The following is a 24,571-nucleotide window of genomic DNA, read 5'->3' as shown; positions in this document are numbered from 1 at the left end:
GAATCGTAATCAACGCGGCCACAACCCAGGTCGCAGGCCATGAGTCTCCTGTGCGCACATATGGAATGTGCACTTCACGTTCTGTGGGGGGACGTCTTGGAAGTACCCGAAGTTCAGGAAAACCCGGTACCTGACGAGGTGCCGGAAGCGTCAGAAGCGCCAGAAGCGTCAGATACGCCGGAAGTGCTCCGCCCGGCGCGCCGACGCGGGCGCACCACGCTGCTCGTCGCTGTCGCCGCCGTCCTCGGTGTCGTCGCCGGCACCTGCACCGGGTTCGTCGTCCAGGCGAACCGGGAGCCCACCGCGCTGCCGCCGCTGTCGCAGCCGGTCGTCAAGCAGGCCAAGGGCGAGGTCGAGCCGCTGTCGGCCGCGCAGGACCGGCACGTCAAGGTGAACGGCGATCTGCGCAAGCTGCTGCTGAAGCGGCCCAAGGGGGCGCGGGAGCCGCGGTTCGAGGTGGGCACCGACGGCTGGCTGGACCTCACCGACTACGCGGAGCTCTACGACAAGCCGAAGAACGCCTTCGGTAACCTTGCGAACGACGAGTTCCGCCGCGACGCCGCCACCAACTGGCTGGTCGGCAGGACGTACAGCGTCGAGATCCACCTCGCCCAGTTCCGCCAGGAGCAGGACCTGACGGCCGCCGACTACACCGCGAACGAGCAGAGCTTCGCGGACAAGGAGTCCGACACCGACAGCTGGGAGATTCCCGGGACGGGCGACGGCTGGGCCTACGTCCACCACACCCCCGACACGAAGCCCGGATATCTGCCGCTGTACATGGCTGAGGCGATGGCCACGCGCGGCGACATCGCGATGACGATCTGGGTCTACGACACCAAGCCCATTCCCAAGAAGAAGATCATGGACCTGGCCGAGCGGCAGATGGGGCGGCTGTGAGCATCGACAACCCCGAACTCCTCGAGAGCCCTGTGCCGGACGAGGCCACTCCCGAACCCGCGCCCGCCAAGAAGCGCGTGCCCCGGCGCCGGGTCGCCGCCGTCGCCGGTTCCGTGCTCCTCCTCGGTGCCGTCGTCGGCGGTTCCGGCTACACCGTGGTGACCGTCCAGGACGCCGACCGCGATCCGGGCCGGCCGACCTGGCAGTTCCCGAGGGCGGCCGAGGACACGGACACGGCCGAGGAGGCGAAGGGGCTGCGGGGTCTGCTGGTGCCGTACGCGCGGCAGGGCTTCGGCCGCGGTCCCGACCTCGCCGAGTTCGGCACGGACGCCGAGCTCAGCGGCAAGCAGGCCACCGCGCTCCGCAAGGAGTCGATCAAGGGTCTGCCGCCCACTCAGCGGCGGCAGATGGAGAAGCAGATCGACCGGCAGCGCATCAAGGGCGTCGCCATGCGCAGCTACCTGAACAGCCAGTACTACCAGGACAAGGCGACCGTGATCGGCGTCGTCCTGACCCGGATGGAGAGCCGCGCCGCCGTGCGGAACATCGCCACGGCGCAGAGCGAGTTCTTCGACGCCGTGGACCTCTTCCGCAAGGGGCCGAAGGTCGAGGGTCACAAGGAGGCCAAGTGCTTCCTGACGCCCAAGGACGACGACATCAAGATCGACCGGATGTTCTGCTCCGCGTACGTGGGCGAGGTGCTGGTCGAGCTCAACGCCTCCGGAGGGGCTCCCATGGACCAGCGGAGCATCGCGAGGTTCCTCGCCGACCAGCTCGGCCGCATCGACGACCCGGGGAAGGCCGTATGACCACCGAACAGCAGCCGCAGCCGATCGGGGAGATCACGGAGGTCACGGAGGTCACCGAGGTCACCGAAGTCACCGAGGTCACGGAAGGCGCCCAGCCCGTCCCGCCCGTCCCGCCCGTCAAGAAGGACCGCCGCGTCCTGCGCGCCGTCCTGCGCTGGACCGCTGCCGTCGTGGTGTTCGCCGCGGCCGGGGCCGGGACGGCGTACGGGATCACGCGGATGGAGCGGACGGACGTACCGGGACTCGCGACCGAGCCGGACGGGCGCTGGGAGTACCCGGCGATCGTCAAGCCGCCCCTGCCCTCCGGCAGCCCGGCGCCCTTCGACCAGGCGAACGCGGCCAACTCCCACTACGCCGACCTGCGCGAGCTGCTCCTGCCCGCGCCCGAGGGCGCCAAGGCCGACAAGGCGCTCGACGGCGAGGACGGCTGGCTGGCGAAGAAGGACTTCCTCGCGGTCTACGAGGACAAGGACGACCGGGGTGTCATCGACCAGCTCCTGACCGACCAGGGGCTGCGGCACGTGGCCGCCCGCGGCTGGACCACGGCCGACGGCACCCACACCCGGATCTATCTGATGCAGTTCGAGACGGCGAGGGTGGTCGACTCCCTCCAGGAGAACGACTTCACCGGCTACGACGCCCCCCAGTACGCCCTGAAGGGCGCCTCCGAGGTGCACCTCGACGAGGCGTTCCCGGAGAAGGCCGAGGTGGAGAACGTACGGCACTACGCGTACGGCGAGGCCAAGCCGTACGGGGCGGAGCACGTGCGGGAGGCGTACCTGGTCTCCGGGGACGTGCTCGGTCTCGTCGTGCAGTCGCGGAAGGGCGAGGCGGCCGCCGTGCCGTTCCAGCAGACGGTCGTGCTCCAGAGCCAGCTGCTGGGCTGAGGCGTACCTCGCAGAGAAGGGCGGGCCCCGGCCGACTAAGCTGGGGCCCGGCTCTAGTACCGCCCATAACCGCTCAGCAAGGAGCACCCCGTGCTTGAGGCATTCTTCGAAGCCCTGCTCGTCCTGGTCTGCGTCGGCGTCCTCGCCTTCGCCGGGCTGACGGTGAAGAAGCTGTACCAGGGCCAGCGCTGACCCGAAGCTAGGAACTGTAGAAGCTCATGATCGAGATCCCGTCCGACCTCCACAAGGACCTCGTCCCCCTCGTCTTCCTGCTCGGCAACTGGGCGGGCGCGGGTGTGCACGACTTCCCCGGCTCCGAGAAGTGCAACTTCGGGCAGGAGGTCACCTTCAGCCACGACGGCCGGAACTTCCTGGAGTACCAGTCCCACACCTGGGTCCTGGACAACGACGGGAACAAGGTCCGTCCGCTGGAGTCCGAGCACGGCTTCTGGCGCGTCGACGCCGACCGCAAGGTCGAGGTCACGATGGTCCGCGACGACGGTGTCGTCGAGATCTGGTACGGCGAGCTGGCCAAGCAGAAGCCGCAGATCGACCTGGTCACGGACGCGGTCGCGCGTACGGCGGCCTCCGGCCCGTACAGCGGCGGCAAGCGCCTGTACGGCTATGTCAACAGCGACCTGATGTGGGTCGGCGAGAAGCAGACCCCCGAGGTCGAGCTGCGCCCCTACATGTCGGCGCACCTGAAGAAGGTCGTCACCCCGGAGGACGTCGAGCGCTGGGCGAAGGCCCTGCCGGACGACATGCCGGACGACGGAATCGCGTTCTTCAAGTAGGGCTTCCGCCGACTGCACGTAGGCCTTCCGCCGAGTGGTCATAGACTTTCCGGTGTGGTGAGCATCGACTGGAAGAGCGACCTAAGGCAGCGCGGCTACCGACTGACGCCGCAGCGCCAGCTTGTCCTCGAAGCCGTGGACACCCTGGAGCACGCGACCCCCGACGACATCCTCACGGAAGTGAAGAAGACGGCGTCGGGGGTCAACATTTCCACCGTGTACCGCACGCTGGAGCTTCTGGAGGAGCTGGGCCTGGTCAGCCACGCCCATCTCGGGCACGGCGCGCCGACGTACCACCTCGCCGACCGCCACCACCACATCCACCTGGTCTGCCGCGACTGCCAGAACGTCATCGAGGCGGACATCGAGGTGGCGGAGGAGTTCACCGCGAAGCTGCGCTCGATCTTCGGCTTCGAGACGGACATGAAGCACTTCGCGATCTTCGGCCGCTGCAAGGACTGCTCCCTCAAGGCCACCAAGGCCCTCAAGGCTTCAACTACCGAGTCGTAGGCTTGTGCATATGAAGAGCCCTCTGCTGTCCCTGCCCGGTGCCGTCCCCGGCGAAGGCGTGGACGAAGACGTCGCCGCCCACTACGGCGACCTGTTCCGCGAGCAGCGTGCCCTCGCCGAGGGCACCGGATTCGTCGACCTCTCGCACCGCGGGGTCCTCGCCGTCACCGGCGAGGACCGGCTGAGCTGGCTGCATCTGCTGCTCACCCAGCACGTCAGCGAGCTGCCGGCGGGCGAGGCCACCGAGGCGCTGATCCTCTCCGCGAACGGCCACATCGAGCACGCCCTGTACCTGGTCGACGACGGCACCACGGTCTGGGCCCACATCGAGCCCGGCACCCAGGAGGCGCTGCTGGCGTACCTGGAGTCGATGAAGTTCTTCTACCGCGTCGAGGTCACGGACCGCACCGCGGACATCGCGGTCGTCCACCTCCCGGCGGGTTCGATCGCCGAGGTCCCCGAGGGCGTGGTGGTCCGCGAGACGGCGTACGGCCGCGACCTGTTCCTGCCCCGCGAGGACCTGGAGTCGTACGCGGCGAAGACGGGCCCGGCAGCCGGCCTCCTCGCCTACGAAGCCCTCCGCGTCGAGCAGCACCGCCCCCGCCTCGGCTTCGAGACCGACCACCGCACCATCCCGCACGAACTGGGCTGGATCGGCACCGCGGTCCACCTCCAGAAGGGCTGCTACCGAGGCCAGGAGACGGTCGCCCGCGTCCAGAACCTGGGCAAGCCCCCGCGCCGCCTGGTCTTCCTGCACCTGGACGGCAGCGAGGTCCACCTCCCGCCCCCCGGCACGGACCTCCGCCTCGCCTCCGACGGCCCGGACGGCCGCAAGATCGGCTTCATCACGACCTCGGTACGCCACCACGAACTGGGCCCGGTGGCGCTGGCCCTGGTGAAACGCAACGTGTCCGTGGACGCCCCCCTGGTGGCGGGGGAGACGGCGGCGGCACAGGAGGTCGTGGTCGAGCCGTAGGCGGGGGACCGTGCGGAGCCGGCGCGGGTTCAGCGCGGCACGGCGATCTTCGCCGCGAGCGTGAAGCCGCCGCCGGTGATCGTCACCGCGCTGCCCAGACCCTCCAGCACTCCCGGCGTCAGCATCAGCACCGTGATGCCGGCGGCCAGCGCAGCGACCGCGATGATCACCGCCGTGATCGCGTTCGACATCGGAATCCGTGCGATGCCGGTGCCGCCCGGGTCCTGTCCTGTGGGCGGGTGGTGTTCCATGCCGCTTCCCCCTTCGTCGAGCACGTCAGCCCAGGTGATTGGCGGACCACGGACGACGCGGTGACAGCCGCATATTCCGTGATGTTCCGTGCTCCGAGAGATTCCCGGCCGCCGGGTGGCCCAACACACCCCGGATATACGGGATTTGGGGCAGGAAGGCGCAGGGGGCGCGGCTCCTGCGTCTGCGGTAGGGAAAGTACGACGGGGGCCCCGCCGAGGTTTTCGCCCGGCGGGGTCAACCGCTGTCGAGGGGGCCCGCTGTCACGAGCCCCACGAGTCGGTGTCCGCTGCCCCGAGAACCAGGCTCACCTGGGCTGACAGGGAGAAGGATGTTCGGGTGGTTGAGCGGTCACACAGACCAATTGGACTGCCAACTCTCCCAAGTTGTGCCCACTTGGTCCCGGCCCGTAAACAACGAACGGACACTTGCCCTCAACCCGCCAGCGGCAGTCAGGCGGTGCTGGACTGGTTGGCGGCTCAGATCTCCAACAGGACCGTGAACGGGCCGTCGTTGGTCAGGGAGACCCTCATCTGGGCGCCGAAGCGGCCTGTCGCCACCGTGGCGCCGAGGGCGCGGAGTTGGGCGACGACCTCCTCCACCAGGGGCTCGGCGATGTCGCCGGGGGCGGCGGCGTTCCAGGTGGGGCGGCGGCCCTTGCGGGCGTCCCCGTACAGGGTGAACTGGCTGATGACCAGCAGGGGGGCGTCGATGTCGCTGCACGACCGTTCGTCGTGCAGCATGCGGATCGACCAGAGTTTGCGGGCGAGTTGGGCCGCCTTCTCCTTGGTGTCCTCGTGCGTCACCCCGACGAGGACACAGAGCCCTTCGCCGCTGATCTCCCCGACCGTCTCGCCGTCGACCACGACGCTCGCGCCGTCGACCCGCTGTACCACTGCACGCATGGCCCCCATGATGCCGTGCGCGGAAAGGGCGACGGACCGGGGGCTGACCGGGGGTTTGCGGGGGCTTCCTAATGATCCTTAACCCCCCATCTGGGCCGTTCGGGGGCACTCGGTCACATAGCGGCCACTTGGGGTGGCACGATGCTCACACACGCCGGTCGAGGGGACGGTAGAGGCACATGAGCACACCGAGTACCGAGCAGCCACCCGGGTCCGCGTTCCGGCCACCCACGCAGCGGACGGAGGGGCCGGAAGCGTCACCAGCACCGGCCCCGGTGGCCGCAGCCCGGCTGCCCGCGGACCCGCCCGACCCCGACCTGGCCGTCCTGAGCCTGCCCGAGCTGCGCACGGTGCGCCGGGACGCCCAGCGCGACGAGGCGGACCTCAGTTACGTACGGCGCCTGTTGCAGGGCCGGATCGACATCCTGCGCGCGGAGCTGGCCCGCAGGTCGCCCGCGGGGGAGGGCTCGGTGGTGGAGCGCCTCTCGGAGATCCTGACCGACGCCCCGGCCCGCCAGCGCTCCTCCGCCCGCCACGTCACCCTGGGCACCCCGCACAACGAGGAGTACCGCCGGCTGGCCGCCGACATGCTCGCCGAGGTCGAACTGTCCGACCTCGCGGCCCGCACGGACGCCGAGCTGCACGCCGCGATGGGCCGCCTCGTCCGCTACGAACAGCAGGTCTCCCGCCGCCGCCAACGCCTCCAGCACACGACGGACGAGTGCAGCGGGGAGATCGCGCGCCGGTACCGGGAGGGCGAGGCCCAGGTCGACGACCTGCTGATGTGAGGGGAGGAGCCCTCGGGGGAGAGGGAGGCGGAGGGAGGGGGAGTGCATGGGTGGCGGGGGGGGCGAAGAACGTGAGGGCACGAAAAACGTTGGGGGCTGCACCCATCACCCCCCTACCGTGACCCCATGACCACCCGCCCCGCCATCGACGTCCGCCCCATCACCGAGGCCGACATCCCCGACTGGACCCGCGCCCTCCACACCGGCTTCCTCCGCAGCCCGGCCCCCACCCAGGAGGAGATCGACTCCCGCACCGGCTACCTCCTCGCCCACCGCACCCAGGGCGCCTTCGACGCGGGCCGCTGCGTGGCGACGTACCGCTCCTTCGACCAGGAGCTCACCGTCCCCGGCGGCCATCAGGTCCCCGCCGACGCCATCTCGAACGTCGCCGTCACCGCCACCCACCGCCGCCGCGGCCTCCTGACCCGCATGATGACCCAGGACCTCACCGCCGCGAAGGAGCGCGGAGACGTCGCCGCCACCCTCATCGCCGCCGAGTACCAGATCTACGGCCGCTACGGCTTCGGCCCCGCCACCTCGATGACGGAGTGGACGGTCGACGTCCTCCGCACCGGCCTCGACGCCCGCCGGCTCACCCCGGACGACGGCGGCCGTATCGACCTCGTCGACGGCGAGGACGTCCGCAAGCTCGGCCCCGACCTGCACGAGCGCCTGCGCCGCGCCCAGCCCGGCGCCGTCAGCCGCGACGACCGCTGGTGGCAGGTCAACACGGGCGTCGTCCACCTGGACCGCACCCCCTGGGTCGAGCCCTTCTACGCCCTGTACCGCTCCCCGTCCGGCGAGCCCGAGGGCCTGGTGTCGTACGTCTGCGACGACACCTGGCACGACAAGCAGCCGCACGACACGGCCCAGGTGAACTGGCTGATCGCGACGACCCCCGCCGCCGAGCGCGCCCTGTGGCACTACCTCTGCTCCATCGACTGGGTCACCCAGGTGAAGAGCGGCTGGCGCGCCCCCGACGACCTGCTCCCCCTCCACCTCCCCAACCCGCGCGCCGCGAAGGCCACGACCTCACAGGCGGACTGGTTGTGGGTGCGGCTGCTGGACGTCGTACGGGCTCTGGAGGCGCGTGCGTACGACGGGGTGGGCGCCCTCGTCCTGGAGGTGGCCGACGCGGCCGGGCTGGCCGGCGGGCGTTACCGGCTGGAGGCGGCGCCGGACGGCGCGTCCTGCACGCCGACCGGCGCGAGTCCCGAACTCACCCTGGACATCGCCGACTTGGCGGCCCTGTGGCTGGGTGACGAGTCCGCCGTACGGCTCGCGGCGCTCGGCCGGGTCCGGGAAGAACGAGCGGGCGCCGCCCAAGTGGCCGACGCCCTGCTGCGTACGTCCAGGCGACCGTGGTGCCCGGACATGTTCTGAGTGCTCCTTCCGCTGGACGACGAGGACGAATCCGTAGCTGTGCCTCTTCAGTTGTGACTGTTCACTGGTGCCTGTTCAGTTGTGGCTGTGCTTTGGGCGCTGCTGTTCGGTTGTCGGTGTTCAGTTGTGGCTGTGCTGTCTTCTGCTGACCGATCAGGCTCCCGGCTCCCCTCCGGAAGGGAGCCCGATCGGCCGGACTGACCTCGGACGTGGGCGGTCCGGTCAGCCGGACTGGGCGAGCAGCATCACGAGGATCGCCGCTCCTAGGCCGCCGACCATGGTGTTCTTGGCCTTGACGCCGACCGTGAGCAGGAGGAAGGCGATGATGCCCATCGGCCCCCATTTCCACTGGACGAGCTGCTCGAATCCGAGGGCGACGGCGGCGACGGCGATGGCGAACGGCATGACGATCCCCCCTGGGCGAAGCGTTGGGCGAAGCATGGTGTCGTGCTCGGCCTGCTGGCGCCAACCCCCTTGAAGCTTGACCATGTTCTGAAAGTTGGCGACCAACTTCACTGTAGTTATCTCCGCTTGGATGCGGCTCATAACCACCTTTCTTCGAACTGCCAAAAGATGGCGGGAAGTTGTAGTGTTTGGTCGTGGACCCGAAACCCGCCTCCGTCAATGGGCTGGAGAAGGCGCAGCGGTCACAGAAGTCTCCTCGTGAGGTGGCCGACGAGCTGCGTTCCCGTATCCGGTCCGGTGAGCTGCGGCCGGGTCAGCGCATGCCCACCCAGGCCCGGCTGGCGGACGAGTTCGGCGTGGAGCGGGGCGCCGTACGGCAGGCCCTGCGCATCCTGCAGTCGGAGCGACTGCTCACCAACGTGTCCAAGGGCAGCCCCGCGACGGTCGCCCCCGACCTCGGCAGGGCGCTGACCGGGCCCGGAGCGCCGCCGCTGCCGACGATGGTCGCCCTCGCGCCGCGCATCGCCGCCGCCTTCGCCGCCCCGCACGTGGAGATCGACGCCCTGTGTCTGACGTCGGTCTCCTTCAACCTCGCCCTCGGCGAACCGCTGCGCCAGATCCACGCCGGACGACTGAAACCGGCCAAGGTCGACGTCCGCGTCCTGCTGCCGTCCCGGGACATCGACCTCGCCTTCCCGATCCCCGTGGATCCCTCGGCGGACGGCAGGGTGCAGCGCCGCTGGCTGTCCCAGCGCAACGCCCAGGGCCAGGTGCTCCAGCACAACCTCCTCGCCCTGCGCGCCACCCACGGCATCGACGTCAAGGTCACCTTCCGCGCCCTGCCCTTCACCCCGCCCGTGAAGCTGTACCTGCTCAACAACACGGAAGCGCTCTTCGCCTACTACACGCTCACCAAGCGCGAGGAGGAGATCGACCACGAGCACCTGTTGATGTACGACGCGGAGGGCACCCAGTCGATGCTGTTCGCCTTCGACCAGGGGGCGGGGCTGCGGGACACCACCTTCGTCGAGCAGTCCCACCTGTGGTTCAACGCACTGTGGGAGACGATCAGTTCGGAGCTGACGCTCACGAGCTGAGGTCTCCCACAGAGGTGGATCCGGGCTGTTCCTCTTCATAGGGCCTGCCCCGAGACGAGGAGCGCGAGCACCACGGCACCGACGGAGCTCAGTGCCGGGCTCTTGGCCTTGAGGCCGACGCTGAGCAGCAGCAGTCCGAGGATGCCGGCAGCGCCGTACCTCCACTGGATGGTCTGCTCGATGCCGACCACGAAGATGGCGGAGAGAAGATAGATGGCAGGCACGGTGATTCCCCCTTAGGGCGTGAGGCGGGCATCCGGGGCGAGCGGATGTGGGGGGTTGTGCGGGATGGTGGCGAACAAGGAAGCAAAACTTCCGCCAACTTGGAGAAGTTGGCAACCATCTCTGCTGTAGTTGTCCCCACTTGGTACCTACTTTGAAACAACTCCCAGGCAACTCCCCAAAGATGGGCGAGAGTTGTAGCGTTTGGTCGTGACCCAGGAGAACGTGGCAGTGAACGGCAGCAGAAAGCTCTCGCCCCAGGAGATCGCCGACATCCTCCGGGACCGAATCCGCTCCGGCGACCTCAAGGCGGGCGACCGCCTGCCCACCCAGGCCGAACTGGCCGAGGAGTTCAATGTCGAACGCGGCACCGTCCGCCAGGCCCTGCGCGCGCTCCAGGAGGACGGCCTCCTCAGCAACGTGAGCAAGGGCAGCCCACCGAGGATCGCCGAGCCGGCCCCGGTGCGCGGGGCGCCGCAGCCGACGATGGTCGGACTGGCCCCCCGGCTGACGGAGGCGTTCGCGGCGCCGCACGTGCGCGTGGACGTGGTCAGCCACACCTCCGAGACCCTGATGCTGGCGCTCGGCGAGTCCCTGCGCCGCATCCACGAGGGCAGGATCCGCCCCGAGTCCATCGAGTTCCGGGTCCTGCTGCCGTCCCGGGACATCAACCTCGCCTTCCCGGTGCTGGTCGACCGCGACGGCCAGGAGGACCCGGTCCACCAGCGCTGGCTGGAGATGCGCAACGCCCAGGCCCACGTCCTGAAGTACAACCTCAACGCCGTCCGCTCCACCCACGGCATCGACGTCCGCATCACCTTCCGCGCGCTGCCCTTCACTCCGCCGGTGAAGATGTACCTGGTCAACGGCGAGGAAGTGCTGCTCGGCTACTACATGCTCGAAAAGCGCGAGGAGGAGTACGAGAGCCAGACCCTGGAGATGTACGACGCCCTGGGCTCCCAGTCCGTCCTGTTCTCCTTCGTCAAGGCGGCGAGCCAGCGGGACGCGGCGTTCGTGGAGGAATCCCAGAAGTGGTTCGACGCCCTCTGGGAAACCATCACGACGGACCTGACACTCTCCTAGTGACTCCTGATACAGCGCAGACTGATTCGGTGACAGCAGAGACAGAGAACGATCCTGAAGCACTGGAAGACCTCCGGGAGCTGATCAGGCACGCCCGAGTCGTGCTGTGGGACTTCGACGGCCCGATCTGCCGCCTGTTCGCCGGGCACTCGGCGGAACGGGTGGCCGCGGAACTGGTCGAGTGGCTGGAGAGCCGCGGACTGCACGGCCTGGTGACGGAGGAGGAACGGAAGTCCCTCGACCCCCATGTCGTGCTGCGCGCCGTCGACCTCCGGCACCCCGGCAGCGACCTGGTCGCGGAGCTGGAGGAACGTCTCACCCAGGAAGAACTGCACGCCGCGACGTCGGCCATGCCGACCGCCTACGCCGACCCGCTCATACAGACGTGGGCCGCGATGGGCGCTCGGTTGGCGATCGCGACGAACAACTCCCCGCGGGTGGTGCGCAAGTACTTGGCCGGCCGCGGCCTGACGTCCTGCTTCCACCCCCACATCTACGGCCGCACCCAGAACCTCCACCACCTCAAACCCCACCCGCACTGCCTCAACCACGCCCTGAACGCGATGGGCGCGGCCCCTTCGGCAGCCCTGATGATCGGCGACACCCCGTCCGACTACGTGGCCGCGCGAAGCGCCGGTGTTCCGTTCCTGGGCTACGCGCGTAACGGGCGCAAGGAGGGGTTGTTGCGGGAGGCGGGAGCCTCGGTGGTGGTCAACTCGCTTGATGTGGTGCGGGATGTGCTGCTGGGGCGGGTCTGAGCCGGTGATGCCGCAGCAGGGGCATTCTGGACCACCTCCCTTCCACTCCACCGCCAAGGCGTCAACTCTCCGACCAATTGGACTGGTTGACTTGTGGGTGGTCTGCCCGGCCTGACTGATCCCTTAACCAACTGGCCAGTCCACTGGTGGAATTGACTGGAGATTGGTTTGCCGGTGGACGGCAGGCGGTACGGTCGAGGCGTGGACGCACGGGGAAACGGCGACAGCGGAGGCAAGGAGTTCCAGCGGGTCGCCGAAACGCTGCGCACCCGGATGACCGACGGCACCTACTCGGTGGGGTCCTTCCTGCCGCCGCAACGGGAGCTCGCCGACGAGTTCGGGGTTTCGCGGGACACCGTTCAGCGAGCTCTGCGGGAGCTGGCCGACGAGCACTGGATCGTCTCGCGGCAGGGAAGCGGTTCCCGGGTGATCAAGACCCAGCTGATCAAGTCGTCGGCACCCAAGGCGGTCAAGTCGCGGCACGGGGCGACGCTGAGCCACATCATCGGATCGGCGTTCGAAGCGCCCGAAGTCACCCTGGACGTCTACACGCTGACCGCGGAATCGCTGGACGCCCACATCCGCGTCCAGGCCGAGCGCATCCATGCCGGCGAGATCTCACCCGAGCGCATCGCTCTGCGGCTGCTGTTGCCGGACACCACGCAGCCGCTGCCGTATCCACGGGTGAAGGGTAAAAAGGAGGACATGCGCCTCCAAGAGCGGCTGGTGGGCATCAGTCATCGGCATACCGAGTCGTTGCTCGGGTCCCTGAAAGATCTGCGGACCGAGGGGCTGGTGCCGTCCGTCGGCGTCGAGATCCAGCACACGCCACTGGTCCCGCCGTTCAAGCTCTACCTCATCAACCGCGCCGAAGCTCTCCACGGCATGTACGACGTGATCGAGCGTCAGATCGAGCTGGACGACGGCGATGTGGTCACCGCGCTGGACGTCCTGGGGCTGGGTGCGACCCTCACCCATCAGGTGAAGGACGAGGACACGAACTCGCCGGGATCGGTTTTCGTGGACAACATGCAGGCGTGGTTCGACTCGGTCTGGGCCCGGCTCTCCGAATAGCGGCCAAACGGTGACCGGGGGACATGGTTCGGTGCGCTAACATTCCCGCACCGCTGAGCAATCGCTCTGCTGCGCGCGTATGGACGTGGCAAAGAGCCAATCTCGCACGGCCTGACGAACGAAGAGTGGCAAAACCACTCGTTATGGCTACTCCAGCCGGGCTCTGGTCGTGCTTGCTAAAACCGAGACTTAGTGTTGCCGTGCCTGTCGTCTGTCGCGCGAACGATCCGGAGTGTGGCCTGTGGGCGCACCGCCTCTTCCAGAGACCCCGCCCGGGGCACGCACGGTCGAGGAGTTCGTGAGTCTGGCCGAGCAGTTAGGGCAGGCGACCAGCGGGCATCACAACAAGAACTTCGTCCTGCCTCTCACGGAACCCGCGGCACGGCTGGCCGGGCGGGACGCCGGGACGACGGTGACCGTGCGTATCCGGCGCGAAGAGGCGCTTCCGGTCGTCATCAGAACCTGGGCGGACGAGGCGGAGATCCTCGACGCCATTCAGGGCGTGCTGCCCCACGTTCCGCAGTGTCTCTACAAGGGCGACACCTTCGCGATCCACAGCTATGTGGAGGGCGTGCCGCTGTCCAAGGTGTGCAGCAACGGCAAGCCGGTCGACACCATGATCATCCGCGCGCTGGCGGGTCTGCTCGCCCAGATGACCCAGGTGCGCAGCGGGGCCTTGCCGGAGCTGCCGTCCGACTGGCCCGGCAATCACACGGACAGCCAAGCGTTCTTGCAGGCGTTGGCCTTGATGGCGGACCGGCAGATCCGGCAGCCCAATTGGGCTGGCTTCGGCGGCCTGTTCGCGGCCCTGGGCATCCCCGAGGACGCCATGCTGCGGTTCGCCGAGCGGGTGCCGATCATGTCCCGTCGACCGTTCAGTCTGCTCCACGCCGATCTGCACCGCGACAACCTCATCATGTCGTACGCCGGCGATCCGCCTCTCATCTGCGTCGACTGGGAACTGGCGACCTACGGCGACCCCCTGCACGATCTCGCCACGCACCTGGTTCGCATGCAATACCCGCCCTATCAGTGGGACGAGGTCATCGACGCCTGGGTGGCCGCCATGCGCCGAGTGCGGCCCGCAGCGGTGAAGGGCCTGACCAGGGACCTGCCCATCTACATCGCCTTCGAACGGGCCCAGTCGGTCTACCCGGATGTGATGCGGGCGGCGCAGGCCCTGCAGAACTCGCCCGACCAGAAGACCCTCGATGAGGCCAAGGGGGCGGTGGCCCGGGCTCTGACGGCGGCCGCGGGCCCGCTCAGACTCGGCAGTGTTCCGGACGAGCAGGAGATCGAGCGGATCCTCTTCAGATGGCTGGCAGCCAGGAACGGGGGGCGCGGCCTGACTGTCGAGATCGACAAGTGGTCGTGGGACCCACGCTTCCCGGAGCGTCCCGACTTCCCGCATACGGCCGTGGTCAAGGCGCTGCACGCGGAAGGGGCGGCGCCGGCCAGTCGTGTACTCAAGGGGACCGGTCACCTGAACACGATCGTGCACGTACCCGGCGTCGACTTCCCCGTGGTGGTGCGGCGCAAGGTGCCGAACGTCGATCGGCGTGAGCGTGGCTTCCTCAGCGAACATGCTGTCCTGCGCACCATCGAGGAATCCAAGGCCATGGTGGCAGCGCCAAGGTTCCTGGCCCTGGGGACGAGCTACCAGGGGGAACCATTCGCCATCCACACCTATGAGGGTTCACCCGACCCGGACCAGCCGCCCCGCCACCCTGAACAGGGCCTGCTGCCGCATGAGGCGAACGCCCTCGTCGACCAACTGTGCGCACTCACGGCGGTGGACTACAGAGCGCTGGACCCGGCCGCGGGGGAGGGGTCCTTCTACACCACGCTGAGCGAGCAACTCGTCCTGCTGGTCGCCGAGTTGCCGAGGGAATCCCAGCAGTTGGCCCGTCACCTCGGACTGCCGGATGCCGTGCGGCTGCGGGAAATCCTCTCCCGGCATCAGGTGGGCCACCGCGAGCCCGCCCTGCTGCACGGCGACCTCAACCCGTGGAACCTGGTGCGCCGCCCCGACCGGCAGGCCCTGACCATCATCGACTGGGAGATGGCAGTCGTCGGCGACCCCCTCTACGACCTGGTCCGGCACCTGCATCTCACTCCCACCCGGCCGGAGATCCGCGAGCGCATGTTCAACCGCTGGGCTCTCCGGCTGGCCCCGGAATACACCAAGGGCTGGCGACGGGACTGGGGTATCTACCGCTGGATCGAGATCGTGCGCTCCGCATACATCGACCTGGACCGCCTGGTCACCGGCGCCAGCCTGGACGCTCCCAACGTGCGCAGGGCCCTCGACTCTTATTCGACGACCCTGAGGGCGGCGACGGCGTCACTCGGTCTGCGCGAACGTCGTATGCACAACCCCTATCTCGCACTGACGCTCGTGGAACGCGAACCCCGTACCCTCGCCCAATGACCACCCCCGGCCTGCGCGCCCGCAAAAAGCAGCGGATGTACGAGACCGTCTCCGAGACCGCGATCCGCCTCTTCCTCGAAAAGGGCTACGACGCGGTCTCGGTGGCCGAGATCGCCGCCGCGGCCGACATCTCCAAGCCCACCCTCTTCCGCTACTTCCCCGCGAAGGAGGACCTGGTCTTCCACCGCATCGCCGACCACGAGGACGAGGCCGCGCGGGTGGTGCGGGAGGGACGGGGGGCGCCCTTGGAGTCGTTGCGGCGGAACTTCCTGGACGGGATCGAGCAGGGCGACCCCATCACCGGCGTCAGTGACCACCCCGCCGTCCGCGCCTTCTACGACCTCCTCTACGGCACCCCCGCCCTCGTCGCCCGCCTCCACCTCCACCTCGAACGTTCCGAGGAGGCCCTCGCCGCAGCCCTCGGCGGTGACCTGGACGCGCGGCTGGCCGCCGGGCAGATCGTCGCCGTACGCCGCATCCTCGCTCAGGAGAACTGGCGGCGGATCGGAGCCGGGGAACCCGTCGCCGAGGTGAGGGCCACGGCTCTCGGTGATGCCGAGCGTGCCTTCGATCTGCTGGAGGCGGCTCTGCCGCGCTACTCATGACGACTGAGGCTCGGTAAAAAATTTAACCCGGTTACGTTATGCCGGTACGCTCGGTTTCATGACGTCACCCGACCCCACCCCCCTCACCCACGCCCTCCACCTCGAACGCGCCCACCACGACACCTGCCGCGCCGCCCTCGCCGCCATGGTCGACGGCGCCCAGGAGCAGGTCGTCGTCGGTGAAGACGTCTCCGCCTCCGGGGCCGACGCCGAAGTCCTCGGCTATCAGCTGCGCAGCAAGGCCAAGGAGATGCGGGAGCTGCCCGAGGGGCCGTTGTTCTTCGGCCGTCTGGATTTCGACGGCGGTGAACATGCCGGGCAGGGCTATCACGTCGGGCGGCTCCGGATCAGCGAGCACCCCGCCGCCCCACCCCTCGTCGTCGACTGGCGCGCCCCCGTCTCCCGCGCCTTCTACCAGGCGAGCGCCCACGACCCGCAGGGCGTCGCCGTGCGGCGGCGGTTCGGGTGGGCGCCCGGGAGCACGGGCGCGTCGGAAGACCTCACCAGCCTTGAGGACGAGCATCTGAGCCGGGGCGAGGACCGCGCCAGCGACATCCTCGTCCGCGAGATCGAACGTCCCCGCGTCGGCCCCATGCGCGACATCGCCGCGACCATCCAGCCCGAGCAGGACGATCTCGTACGAGGTGATCTCGGCGTCTCCGTGTGCGTGCAGGGCGCTCCCGGGACGGGGAAGACCGCCGTGGGCCTGCACCGGGCCGCCTATCTCCTCTACACCCACCCCCAGCGCATCCAGCGCGGCGGCATGCTGATCCTCGGCCCCAACCGCACCTTCCTTTCTTACATCGCGCAGGTCCTGCCCGCCCTCGGCGAGACCGGCGTACGGCAGTCCACGCTGTCGGAGGAGATCGGCCGGCACCCGGTCACCGGTCGCGACGATCCACCCACCGCCGTGCTCAAGCACGACGTGCGCATGGCCGAGGTGCTGCGGCGGGCGCTGTACGCGCGCGTGTCGGCGGAGCGGGCCGAGGAGATCGCGATTCCCGAGGGGGCCTATCGGTGGCGGGTGCCGAGGGAGGCGTTCGCGCGGATCGTGGACGGGGTGCGGGCGGAGCAGCCGCCGTACGCCGTCGGGCGCGAACGGGTGCGGACGCGGGTCGTCGCCCATGTCCAGGCGCTCGCCGAGCGGCGGGCGGGGCCGCCGCCGAACGCGTGGGTGCGGAAGATGGCGACGGCGGTCCGGCCGTACGTCGATGCCGTGTGGCCGCGGGTGCGGGCGGAAGAGGTCGTCGCTGAACTGCTCTCGGACGGCGGGGTGTTGGAGGCCGCGGGCCGCGGCCTGCTCGACGGAGATGAGCAGAAGGCGTTGCTGTGGGGCAAGCCGCCGCGGTCGTGGAAGTCGGCGCGCTGGTCGGCCGCCGACCTCGTACTGCTCGACGAGGTCGGCGGGCTGATCGAGCACCCCGAGGGCTACGGCCATGTCGTCGTCGACGAGGCGCAGGACCTCTCCCCGATGGAGTGCCGGGCCATCGCGCGGCGGGCCGTGTTCGGTTCGCTGACCGTGCTCGGGGATCTGGCGCAGGGGACCACGCCGTGGGCCGCGCGGACCTGGGCCGAGCAGCTCACGCACCTCGGGCGGCCGGACGCGGCCGTCGTGCCGCTGACCACCGGGTTCCGGGTGCCGGAGGCCGTCGTAGGGCTCGCCAACCGGCTGCTGCGGCGCCTGGACGTCGACGTACCGGAGGCCCGATCCCTGCGCGGGGACGGGGAGTTGAGGGTGCGGGAGGCAGAGGACGAGCTGCTCGGTGCGGTCGTGGGCGCGGTGCGTGACGCCCTCGGGCGGGAGGGGTCGGTGGGGGTGATCGCGGCCGACGCGGACCTTCCCCGGGTGCGGGCCGCCCTCGACGCGGCCGGTGTCCCGGTGGCCGGGCCGGACGACCTGGCCGCCCGCGTGACCCTCGTCCCGGCCTCGCTGGTCAAGGGGCTCGAGTACGACCATGTCGTCGCCGTCGAGCCCGCGGCGATCGCCGAGGCGGAGGAACGAGGGCTGCACCGGCTGTACGTGGTGCTCACGCGGGCGGTGTCGGGGCTTGAGGTGGTGCACCGGCGGCCGTTGCCGTTCTGAGTCGGCGACCGGTGCCGTTCCGCTCAGCCTCCGAGCAGGGGGATCAACTGCTCCTCCTCGTAAGTGAGATGGGCCTCCAGCTCGGTGGCCAGTCGCTCGAACTCGGCCAGGGCCGTGCCGGGTTCGCCGGCCGTCCACACCACCTGCCGCATCTCCAGCACGAGTTCGGCGATCCGCTCGTGCTCCTCGCGCAGCCGGGCCAGTGCGGGGGCGGCGGCGGGATGCCGGTCGGCGAGGAACGGGAACAGGGCCGTGTCCTCGCCGGTGTGGTGGTTGTGCAGGCCCTGGCAGAAGGTGAGGCAGTTGACGCGGAGCTGGGCGCCGAGCGGGGCACCGTCGTCGCTCTTCCTCATCTCGTCGCGGATCCGGGCGAGTTCGTGGCGGAAGTTGTCGTGGACGAGCTTGATCGCCTCGCCCATGGAGTCGGCCCGGATGTTCGGCGGGCCGGGTGCGGCGACCTCGTACAAGGCGACCACGGGGAGCAGCCGGTCCCCGGCCTTCTCCTGGTACTCCGCCCAGCCGTGGTCGGCCTCCACGGCCCGCGCGAACGACCGGTCGCGTTCCTCGCCCTCCAGCACGACGGCCTGCGCCTCGTAGGTGAACGCGCCTGCTTCGACCGTCACTTGGGGATGCGCGAGGACGTTGCGGTACCAGTCCGGATGCCGGGGCGAGCCGCCGGCCGAGGCGATGACCAGGACGCGGTCGCCGCCGTCGGGGAGGTAGCCGAGGGGAGTGGTGTGGCGGGTGCCGGTGCGGGCGCCGGTAGTGGTGAGCAGGAGCAGCCGGCCACCCTCGAACCAGCCACCGACGCGTCCGTTGTTGGCACGGAACTCGTCGATGACCTGTTGATTGAAGTCGTTGGGCATTCTCGTCTTTTCTCTTCGTCGTCGATCTCGTCGATCTCGTCGGTCTCTTGGAGGGGAGTCGATGGCGAAGAGAAGCGGCGGGCTTCTGGCCCGCACGGGCCTCACGCGGAGGCCGGGTACCCAACTGTCGCGCGGCGCGTGGCCGCAAACCCGGCAGTCATGGGAAGGACGGTAGTCGCGGCGCCGGGCAGGCCGCCACCGGTTTTCCGCGACGGCGGAACCACTGGCCGGGCCCGCCTCCGCCTCCCTACCTTGGCCCCATGGCTGACGAGTCCTTCGGACACCCGCGACTGGCCGCGCTCTACGACCCCCTCGACCCCGACCGCGGCGACCTCGACGCCTACGTCCGCATCGCGGCGGAGTTCGGGGCGCGCCGGGTCCTGGACATCGGCTGCGGCACCGGTGTCTTCGCCCTCCGGCTGGCGGACCGTGGCATCGAGGTCGTGGCCGTCGATCCCGCCGGTGCGTCGGTGGACGTGGCCCGCGCCAAGCCCGGTGCCGACCGCGTCCGTTGGATCCGCGGTGACGCGACGGACCTCCCGCCGCTCACCGTGGACCTCGCCACCATGACGGCGAACGTCGCCCAGGCCGTCGTAGACCCGAAGGACTGGCGCGAGACCCTGCGCGGGGCGTACGCGGCACTGCGTCCCGGCGGCCGCCTGGTCTTCGAGACCAGGAACCCGGCCCGGCGCGCGTGGGAGGAGTGGAACCGCGAGACGTCGTACGCCGTGACGGAGGTACCAGGCACCGGAAGGGTCGAGAGCTGGGTCGAACTCCTCGACGTGACCGGACCGTTGGTGACGTTCCGGTGGACCTACGTGTTCACCGCGGACGGGCAGGTGCTGACATCGGACTCGACGCTGCGGTTCCGGGAACGGGGGGAAGTGGAAGCGGAGTTGGCCGCCGAGGGCTACACCCTGGACGACGTCCGCGACGCCCCCGACCGCCCGGGCCGGGAATTCGTCTTCGTGGCGCGGCGCCCGCGGTGACGAGGGGCGGGAGGCCCGCGGAAGAGCCCGTTCCCACGGGCATCGCCGTCACTCACCCGGACCTACCCGTACGTGGCGTGGCGCACTTTTGCAAGCGGGTGCTTGCAATAGTTAGCGGGGGTGGGGCACAGTAGAGGCATGGCATCGCTCAACGTCGGCAATCTCGGTGAGTACCTGCGCGAGCAGCGGCGAAACGCCCAGCTCTCGCTCAGGCAGCTCGCCGACGCCGCCGGGGTGTCCAATCCGTATCTGAGCCAGATCGAGCGCGGGCTGCGCAAGCCGAGCGCGGAGGTGCTCCAGCAGGTCGCCAAGGCACTGCGGATCTCCGCCGAGACGCTGTACGTCCGGGCCGGCATCCTCGACGCGGACCGGGACCGGGACGAGGTGGAGACGCGCGCCGTCATCCTCGCCGACCCCACGTTGAACGAGCAGCAGAAGCAGGTGCTGCTCCAGATCTACGAGTCCTTCCGCAAGGAGAACGGATTCGGGACCGACGCCGGGGAGCGGGAGCGGGACGGCTCCGAGGAGCCGGAGCCCTCCATAGCCGAGGACGCGCTGAGCGCGCGGAGCGACCAGGGCAGCACCACCAAGCGCCGTACCCGCAAAAAGGGCACGGCACCCGAGACCACGGCCCCCCGCACGGCCGACGGCAGCGACGCCGACCCGCAGCAGACGGCCAGTTGACGCCCATGCACCACAGACGTCAGAGCCGACCGACCGCGGGACCCAAAACCCTCACCTGAAAGCGACCCGGGAGGACCATCACCATGGCCATCACCGACGACATCCGCAAGGCCGTCACCGACCCGACCCCGCTCTACTTCCTCGCCGGCGCCGGCGACCTGGCCTTCCAGGAGGCCAAGAAGGTGCCCGGCATCGTCGAGCAGCTGCGCGCCGAGGCCCCGGCCCGGATCGAGGCCGTCCGCGGCACCGACCCCAAGGCCGTGCAGGAGAAGGCCGCCGCCCGCGCCAAGGAGGCCGGTGCCCGGGCCAAGGAGGCCCAGGAGAGCATCCAGGCCAAGGTCGGCGAGTTCATCGCGACCCTCGACGGCGACATCAAGAAGCTCGGCAGCACGATCGACGCCGACCTGAAGAAGTTCGGCGAGAGCGCCCAGGACTTCGCCCTGCGCAGCGTCGGCGTCGCCGCCGAGTACGCCGTGAAGGCGCGTGAGACCTACGAGAAGGTCGCCGAGCACGGCGAGCAGGCCGTCAAGACCTGGCGTGGCGAGGCCGCCGAGGAGATCGAGGAGCTGGCCATCGCCGTCGAGCCGAAGGCCGAGCCCGTCGAGGTCAAGGAGGAGCCGAAGCCGGCCGCCGCCGCTCCGGCCCCCGCGAAGAAGACCGCCACCGCCGCGAAGAAGGCCCCGGCGAAGAAGACCACCGCCAAGAAGACGACGCCGCCCGCGAAGTAGTCGGCGGACGGCTGGAACAGGCGGACAGCCGGAACAGGCAGTGGGCCGGGCACCTCGGGGGTGCCCGGCCCGTTGTACGGGTACGGTGACCGCGTAATGACGAGCCGAGTCAGGTGGTGGACGTTGTGCTGATGCAGGGTTTCGCGGGATTGATGTGGCTGCTCTACCTCGCGATGCTGGCCTTCGCGGTGGTGGCCTTCGTGATGGCCGCCTTCTTCCGCGAGGACGCGTACCGCGCGGCCGACAAGCAGGGCAAGGGCTTCTGGCTGATCATCCTCGGTATCGCGGTGGCCGTGAACCTCCTGGTCCCGATGCTGTTCCTCCAGCTCGCCGGCCTGGTCGCGTCGATCGTCTTCTTCGTCGACGTCCGCCCGGCCCTGCGCCAGGTGTCCGGCGGCGGCAGGGGCCGCAGGGGCGGCGGTTCGAGCAGCGACGGCCCGTACGGCCCTTGGAACGGCGGCCGGTAAAGGGCTTTTAGGGGCGCGAGGCTGTCTCGATGTGCGGCTCCGCCGCGTGGGCGCGACCAGCCACGGCGGACCGGCACCCGGCACTCAACCGGCCCCATGACGGCGGCACCCCGCGTCACGCCGCCCGATCCAACAGCACAACCGCCACGTCGTCCGCCAACTCGCCCCCGTTGAGCTCCCGCACCTCATTCACGGCAGCCCGCAACAACGCCTCCCCGCGCAGCCCTTCACCCAGCTGCCGCCGGACCATCTCCACCATGCCGTCCTGCCCGAGCCGCTCCCGCCCCGCACCGACGCGCCCCTCGATGAGCCCGTCGGTGTAGAGCATCAGGCTCCACTCCCGCCCCAGCTCCACCTGCATCCGCGGCCACCGGGCCCCGGGCAGCAGCCCGAGGGCGGGCCCGTTGTTGTCGTACGGCAGCAGCCGCGCCGGCCGTCCAGGGCGGGCCACCAGCGGCGCCGGATGTCCGGCGAGGCACAGCCCCGCGCGGCGCCCGTCCGGCGCGATGTCGACCGTGCACAGGGTCGCGAAGATCTCGTCGTCGGCCCGCTCGTGCTCCAGGACCTGTTGGAGCGTCCCCAGCAGCTCGTCCCCGCACAGCCCGGCCAGCGTCAGCGCCCGCCAGGCGATCCGCAGCTCCACGCCGAGCGCCGCCTCGTCGGGCCCGTGCCCGCAGACGTCGCCGATCATGGCGTGCACGGTGCCGTCGGAGGTCCGTACGACGTCGTAGAAGTCACCGCCGAGCAGCGCGCGCGAGCGTCCCGGCCGGTAGCGGGCGGCGAAACGGAGAGCCGAGCCCTCCAGCAGTGGCGTGGGCAGCAGGCCGCGCTCCAGGCGCCGGTTCTCCTGCGCCCGTACACGGCCCTCCGCGAGCCGCCGCTCGGCGGTGTCGGAACGTTTCCGCTCTACGGCGTAACGGATCGCGCGGCTCAGCAGCCGGCTGTCCAGCTCGTCCCGGAAGAGATAGTCCTGGGCGCCCACGCGCACGGCCTCGGCACCGCGCTCGGCGTCGCCGGAGGCGGTGAGGGCGAGCACGGCGTGCCGCGGGGCGAGCTCCAGCACGTGCTTGAGCACGGCGAGCTCGTCGTCGTCCCCGGCGCGCACCGGTGCGGGCAGCGCCAGGTCGAGCAGGATGCAGTGGACGTCGTCGGTGAGCAGGCGCTCGGCCTCGGTGAGATTGCGGGCCGTGCGGACGCGGATCGGGTTGCCGGCGGCGTCCAGGAGCTCGGGCACGATCGTGGAGCCGCCGGGATCGTCCTCGATCACCAGCAGCGTCAGATGGGTGCCGTGGTGCTTCTCGACCGTGCTGTCCTTACGCGGGGCCTCCTCCTTCGGAGGGCCGCCGACCGGGCCGCCGAGTGCTGTCGCGGCCTGCGCCTGACCACCTTCCACGGCCGGGATCGCTCTCTGCCGCGGTACGGGTACGGGCATCGTCTTGGGTTCCTTCCCTCCCCCCGAGGGCATGGTGGGGCGAGGGACCTCGACCCACCGACGGGGACCATAGCGGTAGTCGGCGCCGCAACGGAATGGCGCACGGCACGCGGTTCGGCGGGCGGCCGCTGTCATATGCCGCGTTCCCTACCGCAGTTGGACACCCCGCCCGAGGTGCGGGAATGACGAACGTCACGTCCGCACCGGGTTTGTACGACGCCCGACGTGCCCTGCGTCACGTGACCCCGGTCTCAACCGCCCGCGGCCGTCTCAGGCGTCGGGCCGCACGACCGCCAGGATCGGCATCGACCCCGCCCCCGCGATCGTCACCGTCCGCCCCGGGCGCGGGGCGTGGACGATCGCGCCGTCCCCTATGTACATCGCGACATGGCTGGCATCGGAGTTGTAGATGATGAGGTCGCCGGGCCGCATGTCCTTGACGTCGATCTTCTTCAGCTGCTTCCACTGCTCCTGTGAGGTCCGCGGAATGGGCTGCCCGGCGCTGGCCCAGGCCTGCGAGGTGAGCCCCGAGCAGTCGTAGGACCCCGGTCCCTCGGCGCCCCACTCGTACGGCTTGCCGATCTGCGAGGTCGCGTACTCCACGGCCTTCTTGCCCTGTGCGGACGCCTTGCCGTTGATCTCGTCGAGGATGCCGGAGTCGAGCCAGGTGCTCTGCGCCTTGTAGGCGGCCTCCTGCTCCAGCCGCGCCAGCCGCTCCTTCTCCTTCTTCTCGAGCTTGGACTCGAGTTCCTCGGCGGCGGCGATCTGCTTCTTGACCTTCTTCTTGGCGGCGGCCTTGGCCTTCCGGTTGGCCTCCAGCTTCTCCCACTGCGCGGAGGCGTCGTCGGCGTACTGCTCCAAGTCCTCCTGGGTGCGGGTCAGTTCCTCCAGCAGCCCCTTGGTGGCACGCTGCCCCTGGAGCACCCGCCCGGCCCCGTTGAGGAAGTCTTCCGGGTCGTCGCTGAGCATCAGCTGCGCCTCGTCGGGCAGTCCGCCGCTGCGGTACTGGGCGGCGGCCGCCGCACCCGCCCGCTTCTTCAACTCGGCGAGCCGCTCCTGCCCCTTGACGATCTTCTTCGCCAACGCCACGAGCGCGGCCGACTGCTGGTCGGCGGCCTCCTCCGCGGCGTTGTACCGGTCCGTGGCCACGGCTGCGTCGTGATAGAGGTCGTCCAGCTTCTCGCGTACGGCCTCAAGGTCCTTGTCGGGCGCGGCAGCGGGCGCGGCGGAGGGCGAAGCGCTGGGGGTCGGTGTCGGTGTGGGAGTCGGCGCCGCGAACGCCGTACCCGGAGCCGCCAGCACGGTCACCGCACAGACCACGGTCACGGCCGCCGTCAACAGCCCGCGCTTGCCCGCACCCATACCTCTTCCCCCACATCTGATTTACCGTCAGTAACTTACGGACGCTTGGGGGATCGTGCCATGTGCCACCGAAAAGCGACAGAG

The 24,571-nt window shown here is 69.7% G+C and carries 26 protein-coding genes; 19 read left to right on the top strand and 7 right to left on the bottom strand.

Annotated elements, in window-relative coordinates; genetic code table 11:
- The first annotated feature begins 183 nt into the window (after positions 1 to 183).
- From EJC51_RS23365 to ygfZ, 6 genes are all read left to right on the top strand, one after another.
- Positions 184 to 900, top strand: a complete 717-nt coding sequence (locus EJC51_RS23365) for a hypothetical protein (protein WP_126272879.1) — start codon at positions 184 to 186, stop codon at positions 898 to 900.
- A complete protein-coding gene (locus EJC51_RS23360) occupies positions 897 to 1,709 on the top strand; it encodes a hypothetical protein (protein WP_244362811.1) in 813 nt (270 codons plus the stop codon). Before EJC51_RS23365 ends, EJC51_RS23360 begins: the two co-directional genes overlap by 4 nt.
- Entirely contained in the window at positions 1,706 to 2,596 is an 891-nt protein-coding gene (locus EJC51_RS23355; protein ID WP_244362809.1) for a hypothetical protein, read from the top strand. The genes EJC51_RS23360 and EJC51_RS23355 overlap by 4 nt, the downstream gene beginning before the upstream one ends.
- 218 nt (positions 2,597 to 2,814) lie before the next feature.
- Entirely contained in the window at positions 2,815 to 3,390 is a 576-nt protein-coding gene (locus tag EJC51_RS23345; RefSeq protein ID WP_126272878.1) for a heme-binding beta-barrel domain-containing protein, read from the top strand.
- A gap of 54 nt (positions 3,391 to 3,444) precedes the next feature.
- Positions 3,445 to 3,900, top strand: coding sequence for a Fur family transcriptional regulator (locus EJC51_RS23340; RefSeq protein WP_126272877.1), 456 nt, complete (start codon positions 3,445 to 3,447; stop codon positions 3,898 to 3,900).
- Positions 3,901 to 3,910: 10 nt separating this feature from the next.
- Positions 3,911 to 4,876, top strand: a complete 966-nt coding sequence (ygfZ, locus tag EJC51_RS23335) for a CAF17-like 4Fe-4S cluster assembly/insertion protein YgfZ (RefSeq protein ID WP_126272876.1) — start codon at positions 3,911 to 3,913, stop codon at positions 4,874 to 4,876.
- A gap of 29 nt (positions 4,877 to 4,905) precedes the next feature.
- Here the strand turns inward: ygfZ and EJC51_RS23330 are convergent, their stop codons facing one another.
- A complete protein-coding gene (locus tag EJC51_RS23330) occupies positions 4,906 to 5,127 on the bottom strand; it encodes a hypothetical protein (RefSeq protein WP_079309012.1) in 222 nt (73 codons plus the stop codon).
- A 477-nt stretch (positions 5,128 to 5,604) separates the two neighbouring features.
- Positions 5,605 to 6,030: a D-aminoacyl-tRNA deacylase gene (dtd, locus tag EJC51_RS23325; RefSeq protein ID WP_126272875.1), complete on the bottom strand. Its 426-nt coding sequence runs from the start codon at positions 6,028 to 6,030 to the stop codon at positions 5,605 to 5,607.
- A 179-nt stretch (positions 6,031 to 6,209) separates the two neighbouring features.
- Between dtd and EJC51_RS23320 the strand changes: the two genes are divergently transcribed.
- Both EJC51_RS23320 and EJC51_RS23315 read left to right on the top strand, forming a co-directional pair.
- On the top strand, positions 6,210 to 6,818 hold the full coding sequence (locus EJC51_RS23320) for an RsiG family protein (protein WP_126272874.1): 609 nt from the start codon (positions 6,210 to 6,212) through the stop codon (positions 6,816 to 6,818).
- 126 nt (positions 6,819 to 6,944) lie between these two features.
- Positions 6,945 to 8,201 (top strand): GNAT family N-acetyltransferase, encoded by a 1,257-nt coding sequence (locus EJC51_RS23315; protein WP_126272873.1) that lies wholly within the window; start codon positions 6,945 to 6,947, stop codon positions 8,199 to 8,201.
- A gap of 222 nt (positions 8,202 to 8,423) precedes the next feature.
- On the opposite strand, the gene EJC51_RS23310 is transcribed toward EJC51_RS23315, so the two are convergent.
- Complete coding sequence (locus tag EJC51_RS23310) at positions 8,424 to 8,606, bottom strand: hypothetical protein (RefSeq protein ID WP_126272872.1); 183 nt, start codon at positions 8,604 to 8,606, stop codon at positions 8,424 to 8,426.
- Between the two features lie 188 nt (positions 8,607 to 8,794).
- On the opposite strand from EJC51_RS23310, the gene EJC51_RS23305 reads away from it, so the two are divergent.
- Positions 8,795 to 9,703 (top strand): winged helix-turn-helix domain-containing protein, encoded by a 909-nt coding sequence (locus EJC51_RS23305; protein ID WP_126272871.1) that lies wholly within the window; start codon positions 8,795 to 8,797, stop codon positions 9,701 to 9,703.
- A 35-nt stretch (positions 9,704 to 9,738) separates the two neighbouring features.
- Here the strand turns inward: EJC51_RS23305 and EJC51_RS23300 are convergent, their stop codons facing one another.
- Positions 9,739 to 9,927 (bottom strand): hypothetical protein, encoded by a 189-nt coding sequence (locus EJC51_RS23300; protein ID WP_097265804.1) that lies wholly within the window; start codon positions 9,925 to 9,927, stop codon positions 9,739 to 9,741.
- 202 nt (positions 9,928 to 10,129) lie between these two features.
- Here EJC51_RS23300 and EJC51_RS23295 point away from each other — a divergent pair, with 202 nt between their 5' ends.
- The 6 genes from EJC51_RS23295 (at position 10,130) to EJC51_RS23270 (ending at position 17,959) form a co-directional block, all read left to right on the top strand.
- Positions 10,130 to 11,008, top strand: coding sequence for a GntR family transcriptional regulator (locus EJC51_RS23295; RefSeq protein ID WP_126272870.1), 879 nt, complete (start codon positions 10,130 to 10,132; stop codon positions 11,006 to 11,008).
- Between the two features lie 29 nt (positions 11,009 to 11,037).
- Positions 11,038 to 11,766 carry an HAD family hydrolase gene (locus EJC51_RS23290; RefSeq protein ID WP_244362807.1) on the top strand — a complete coding sequence of 243 codons (729 nt, stop codon included), beginning with the start codon at positions 11,038 to 11,040 and terminating at the stop codon, positions 11,764 to 11,766.
- Positions 11,767 to 11,967: 201 nt separating this feature from the next.
- Positions 11,968 to 12,840 carry a GntR family transcriptional regulator gene (locus tag EJC51_RS23285; protein ID WP_126272868.1) on the top strand — a complete coding sequence of 291 codons (873 nt, stop codon included), beginning with the start codon at positions 11,968 to 11,970 and terminating at the stop codon, positions 12,838 to 12,840.
- Between the two features lie 298 nt (positions 12,841 to 13,138).
- Complete coding sequence (locus EJC51_RS23280; protein WP_244362805.1) at positions 13,139 to 15,271, top strand: phosphotransferase family protein; 2,133 nt, start codon at positions 13,139 to 13,141, stop codon at positions 15,269 to 15,271.
- Positions 15,268 to 15,876, top strand: a complete 609-nt coding sequence (locus EJC51_RS23275) for a TetR/AcrR family transcriptional regulator (RefSeq protein WP_126272866.1) — start codon at positions 15,268 to 15,270, stop codon at positions 15,874 to 15,876. Before EJC51_RS23280 ends, EJC51_RS23275 begins: the two co-directional genes overlap by 4 nt.
- A 58-nt stretch (positions 15,877 to 15,934) precedes the next feature.
- Entirely contained in the window at positions 15,935 to 17,959 is a 2,025-nt protein-coding gene (locus EJC51_RS23270; RefSeq protein ID WP_126272865.1) for a HelD family protein, read from the top strand.
- A gap of 23 nt (positions 17,960 to 17,982) precedes the next feature.
- Here the strand turns inward: EJC51_RS23270 and EJC51_RS23265 are convergent, their stop codons facing one another.
- On the bottom strand, positions 17,983 to 18,825 hold the full coding sequence (locus EJC51_RS23265; protein ID WP_126272864.1) for a nitroreductase/quinone reductase family protein: 843 nt from the start codon (positions 18,823 to 18,825) through the stop codon (positions 17,983 to 17,985).
- 260 nt (positions 18,826 to 19,085) lie between these two features.
- Between EJC51_RS23265 and EJC51_RS23260 the strand changes: the two genes are divergently transcribed.
- From EJC51_RS23260 to EJC51_RS23245, 4 genes are all read left to right on the top strand, one after another.
- Entirely contained in the window at positions 19,086 to 19,814 is a 729-nt protein-coding gene (locus EJC51_RS23260; RefSeq protein ID WP_126272863.1) for a class I SAM-dependent methyltransferase, read from the top strand.
- A 138-nt stretch (positions 19,815 to 19,952) separates the two neighbouring features.
- Entirely contained in the window at positions 19,953 to 20,498 is a 546-nt protein-coding gene (locus EJC51_RS23255) for a helix-turn-helix domain-containing protein (protein WP_126272862.1), read from the top strand.
- 83 nt (positions 20,499 to 20,581) lie between these two features.
- Positions 20,582 to 21,226: a hypothetical protein gene (locus tag EJC51_RS23250; RefSeq protein WP_126272861.1), complete on the top strand. Its 645-nt coding sequence runs from the start codon at positions 20,582 to 20,584 to the stop codon at positions 21,224 to 21,226.
- A gap of 131 nt (positions 21,227 to 21,357) precedes the next feature.
- Complete coding sequence (locus tag EJC51_RS23245) at positions 21,358 to 21,693, top strand: DUF2516 family protein (protein WP_373559653.1); 336 nt, start codon at positions 21,358 to 21,360, stop codon at positions 21,691 to 21,693.
- A gap of 115 nt (positions 21,694 to 21,808) precedes the next feature.
- On the opposite strand, the gene EJC51_RS23240 is transcribed toward EJC51_RS23245, so the two are convergent.
- The gene (locus EJC51_RS23240; RefSeq protein WP_166682894.1) at positions 21,809 to 23,125 is read right to left on the bottom strand and encodes a PP2C family protein-serine/threonine phosphatase; all 1,317 of its coding nucleotides are present in this window, start codon (positions 23,123 to 23,125) and stop codon (positions 21,809 to 21,811) included.
- Between the two features lie 270 nt (positions 23,126 to 23,395).
- Positions 23,396 to 24,487, bottom strand: a complete 1,092-nt coding sequence (locus tag EJC51_RS23235; RefSeq protein ID WP_126272859.1) for a C40 family peptidase — start codon at positions 24,485 to 24,487, stop codon at positions 23,396 to 23,398.
- Positions 24,488 to 24,571 lie beyond the last annotated feature (84 nt).

It is taken from the genome of Streptomyces aquilus, from assembly GCF_003955715.1.
In the GTDB taxonomy this organism is placed as follows: domain Bacteria; phylum Actinomycetota; class Actinomycetes; order Streptomycetales; family Streptomycetaceae; genus Streptomyces; species Streptomyces aquilus.
Note: the sequence above shows the minus strand (reverse complement) of the source record. Positions and strands in the feature narration are given on the sequence as shown.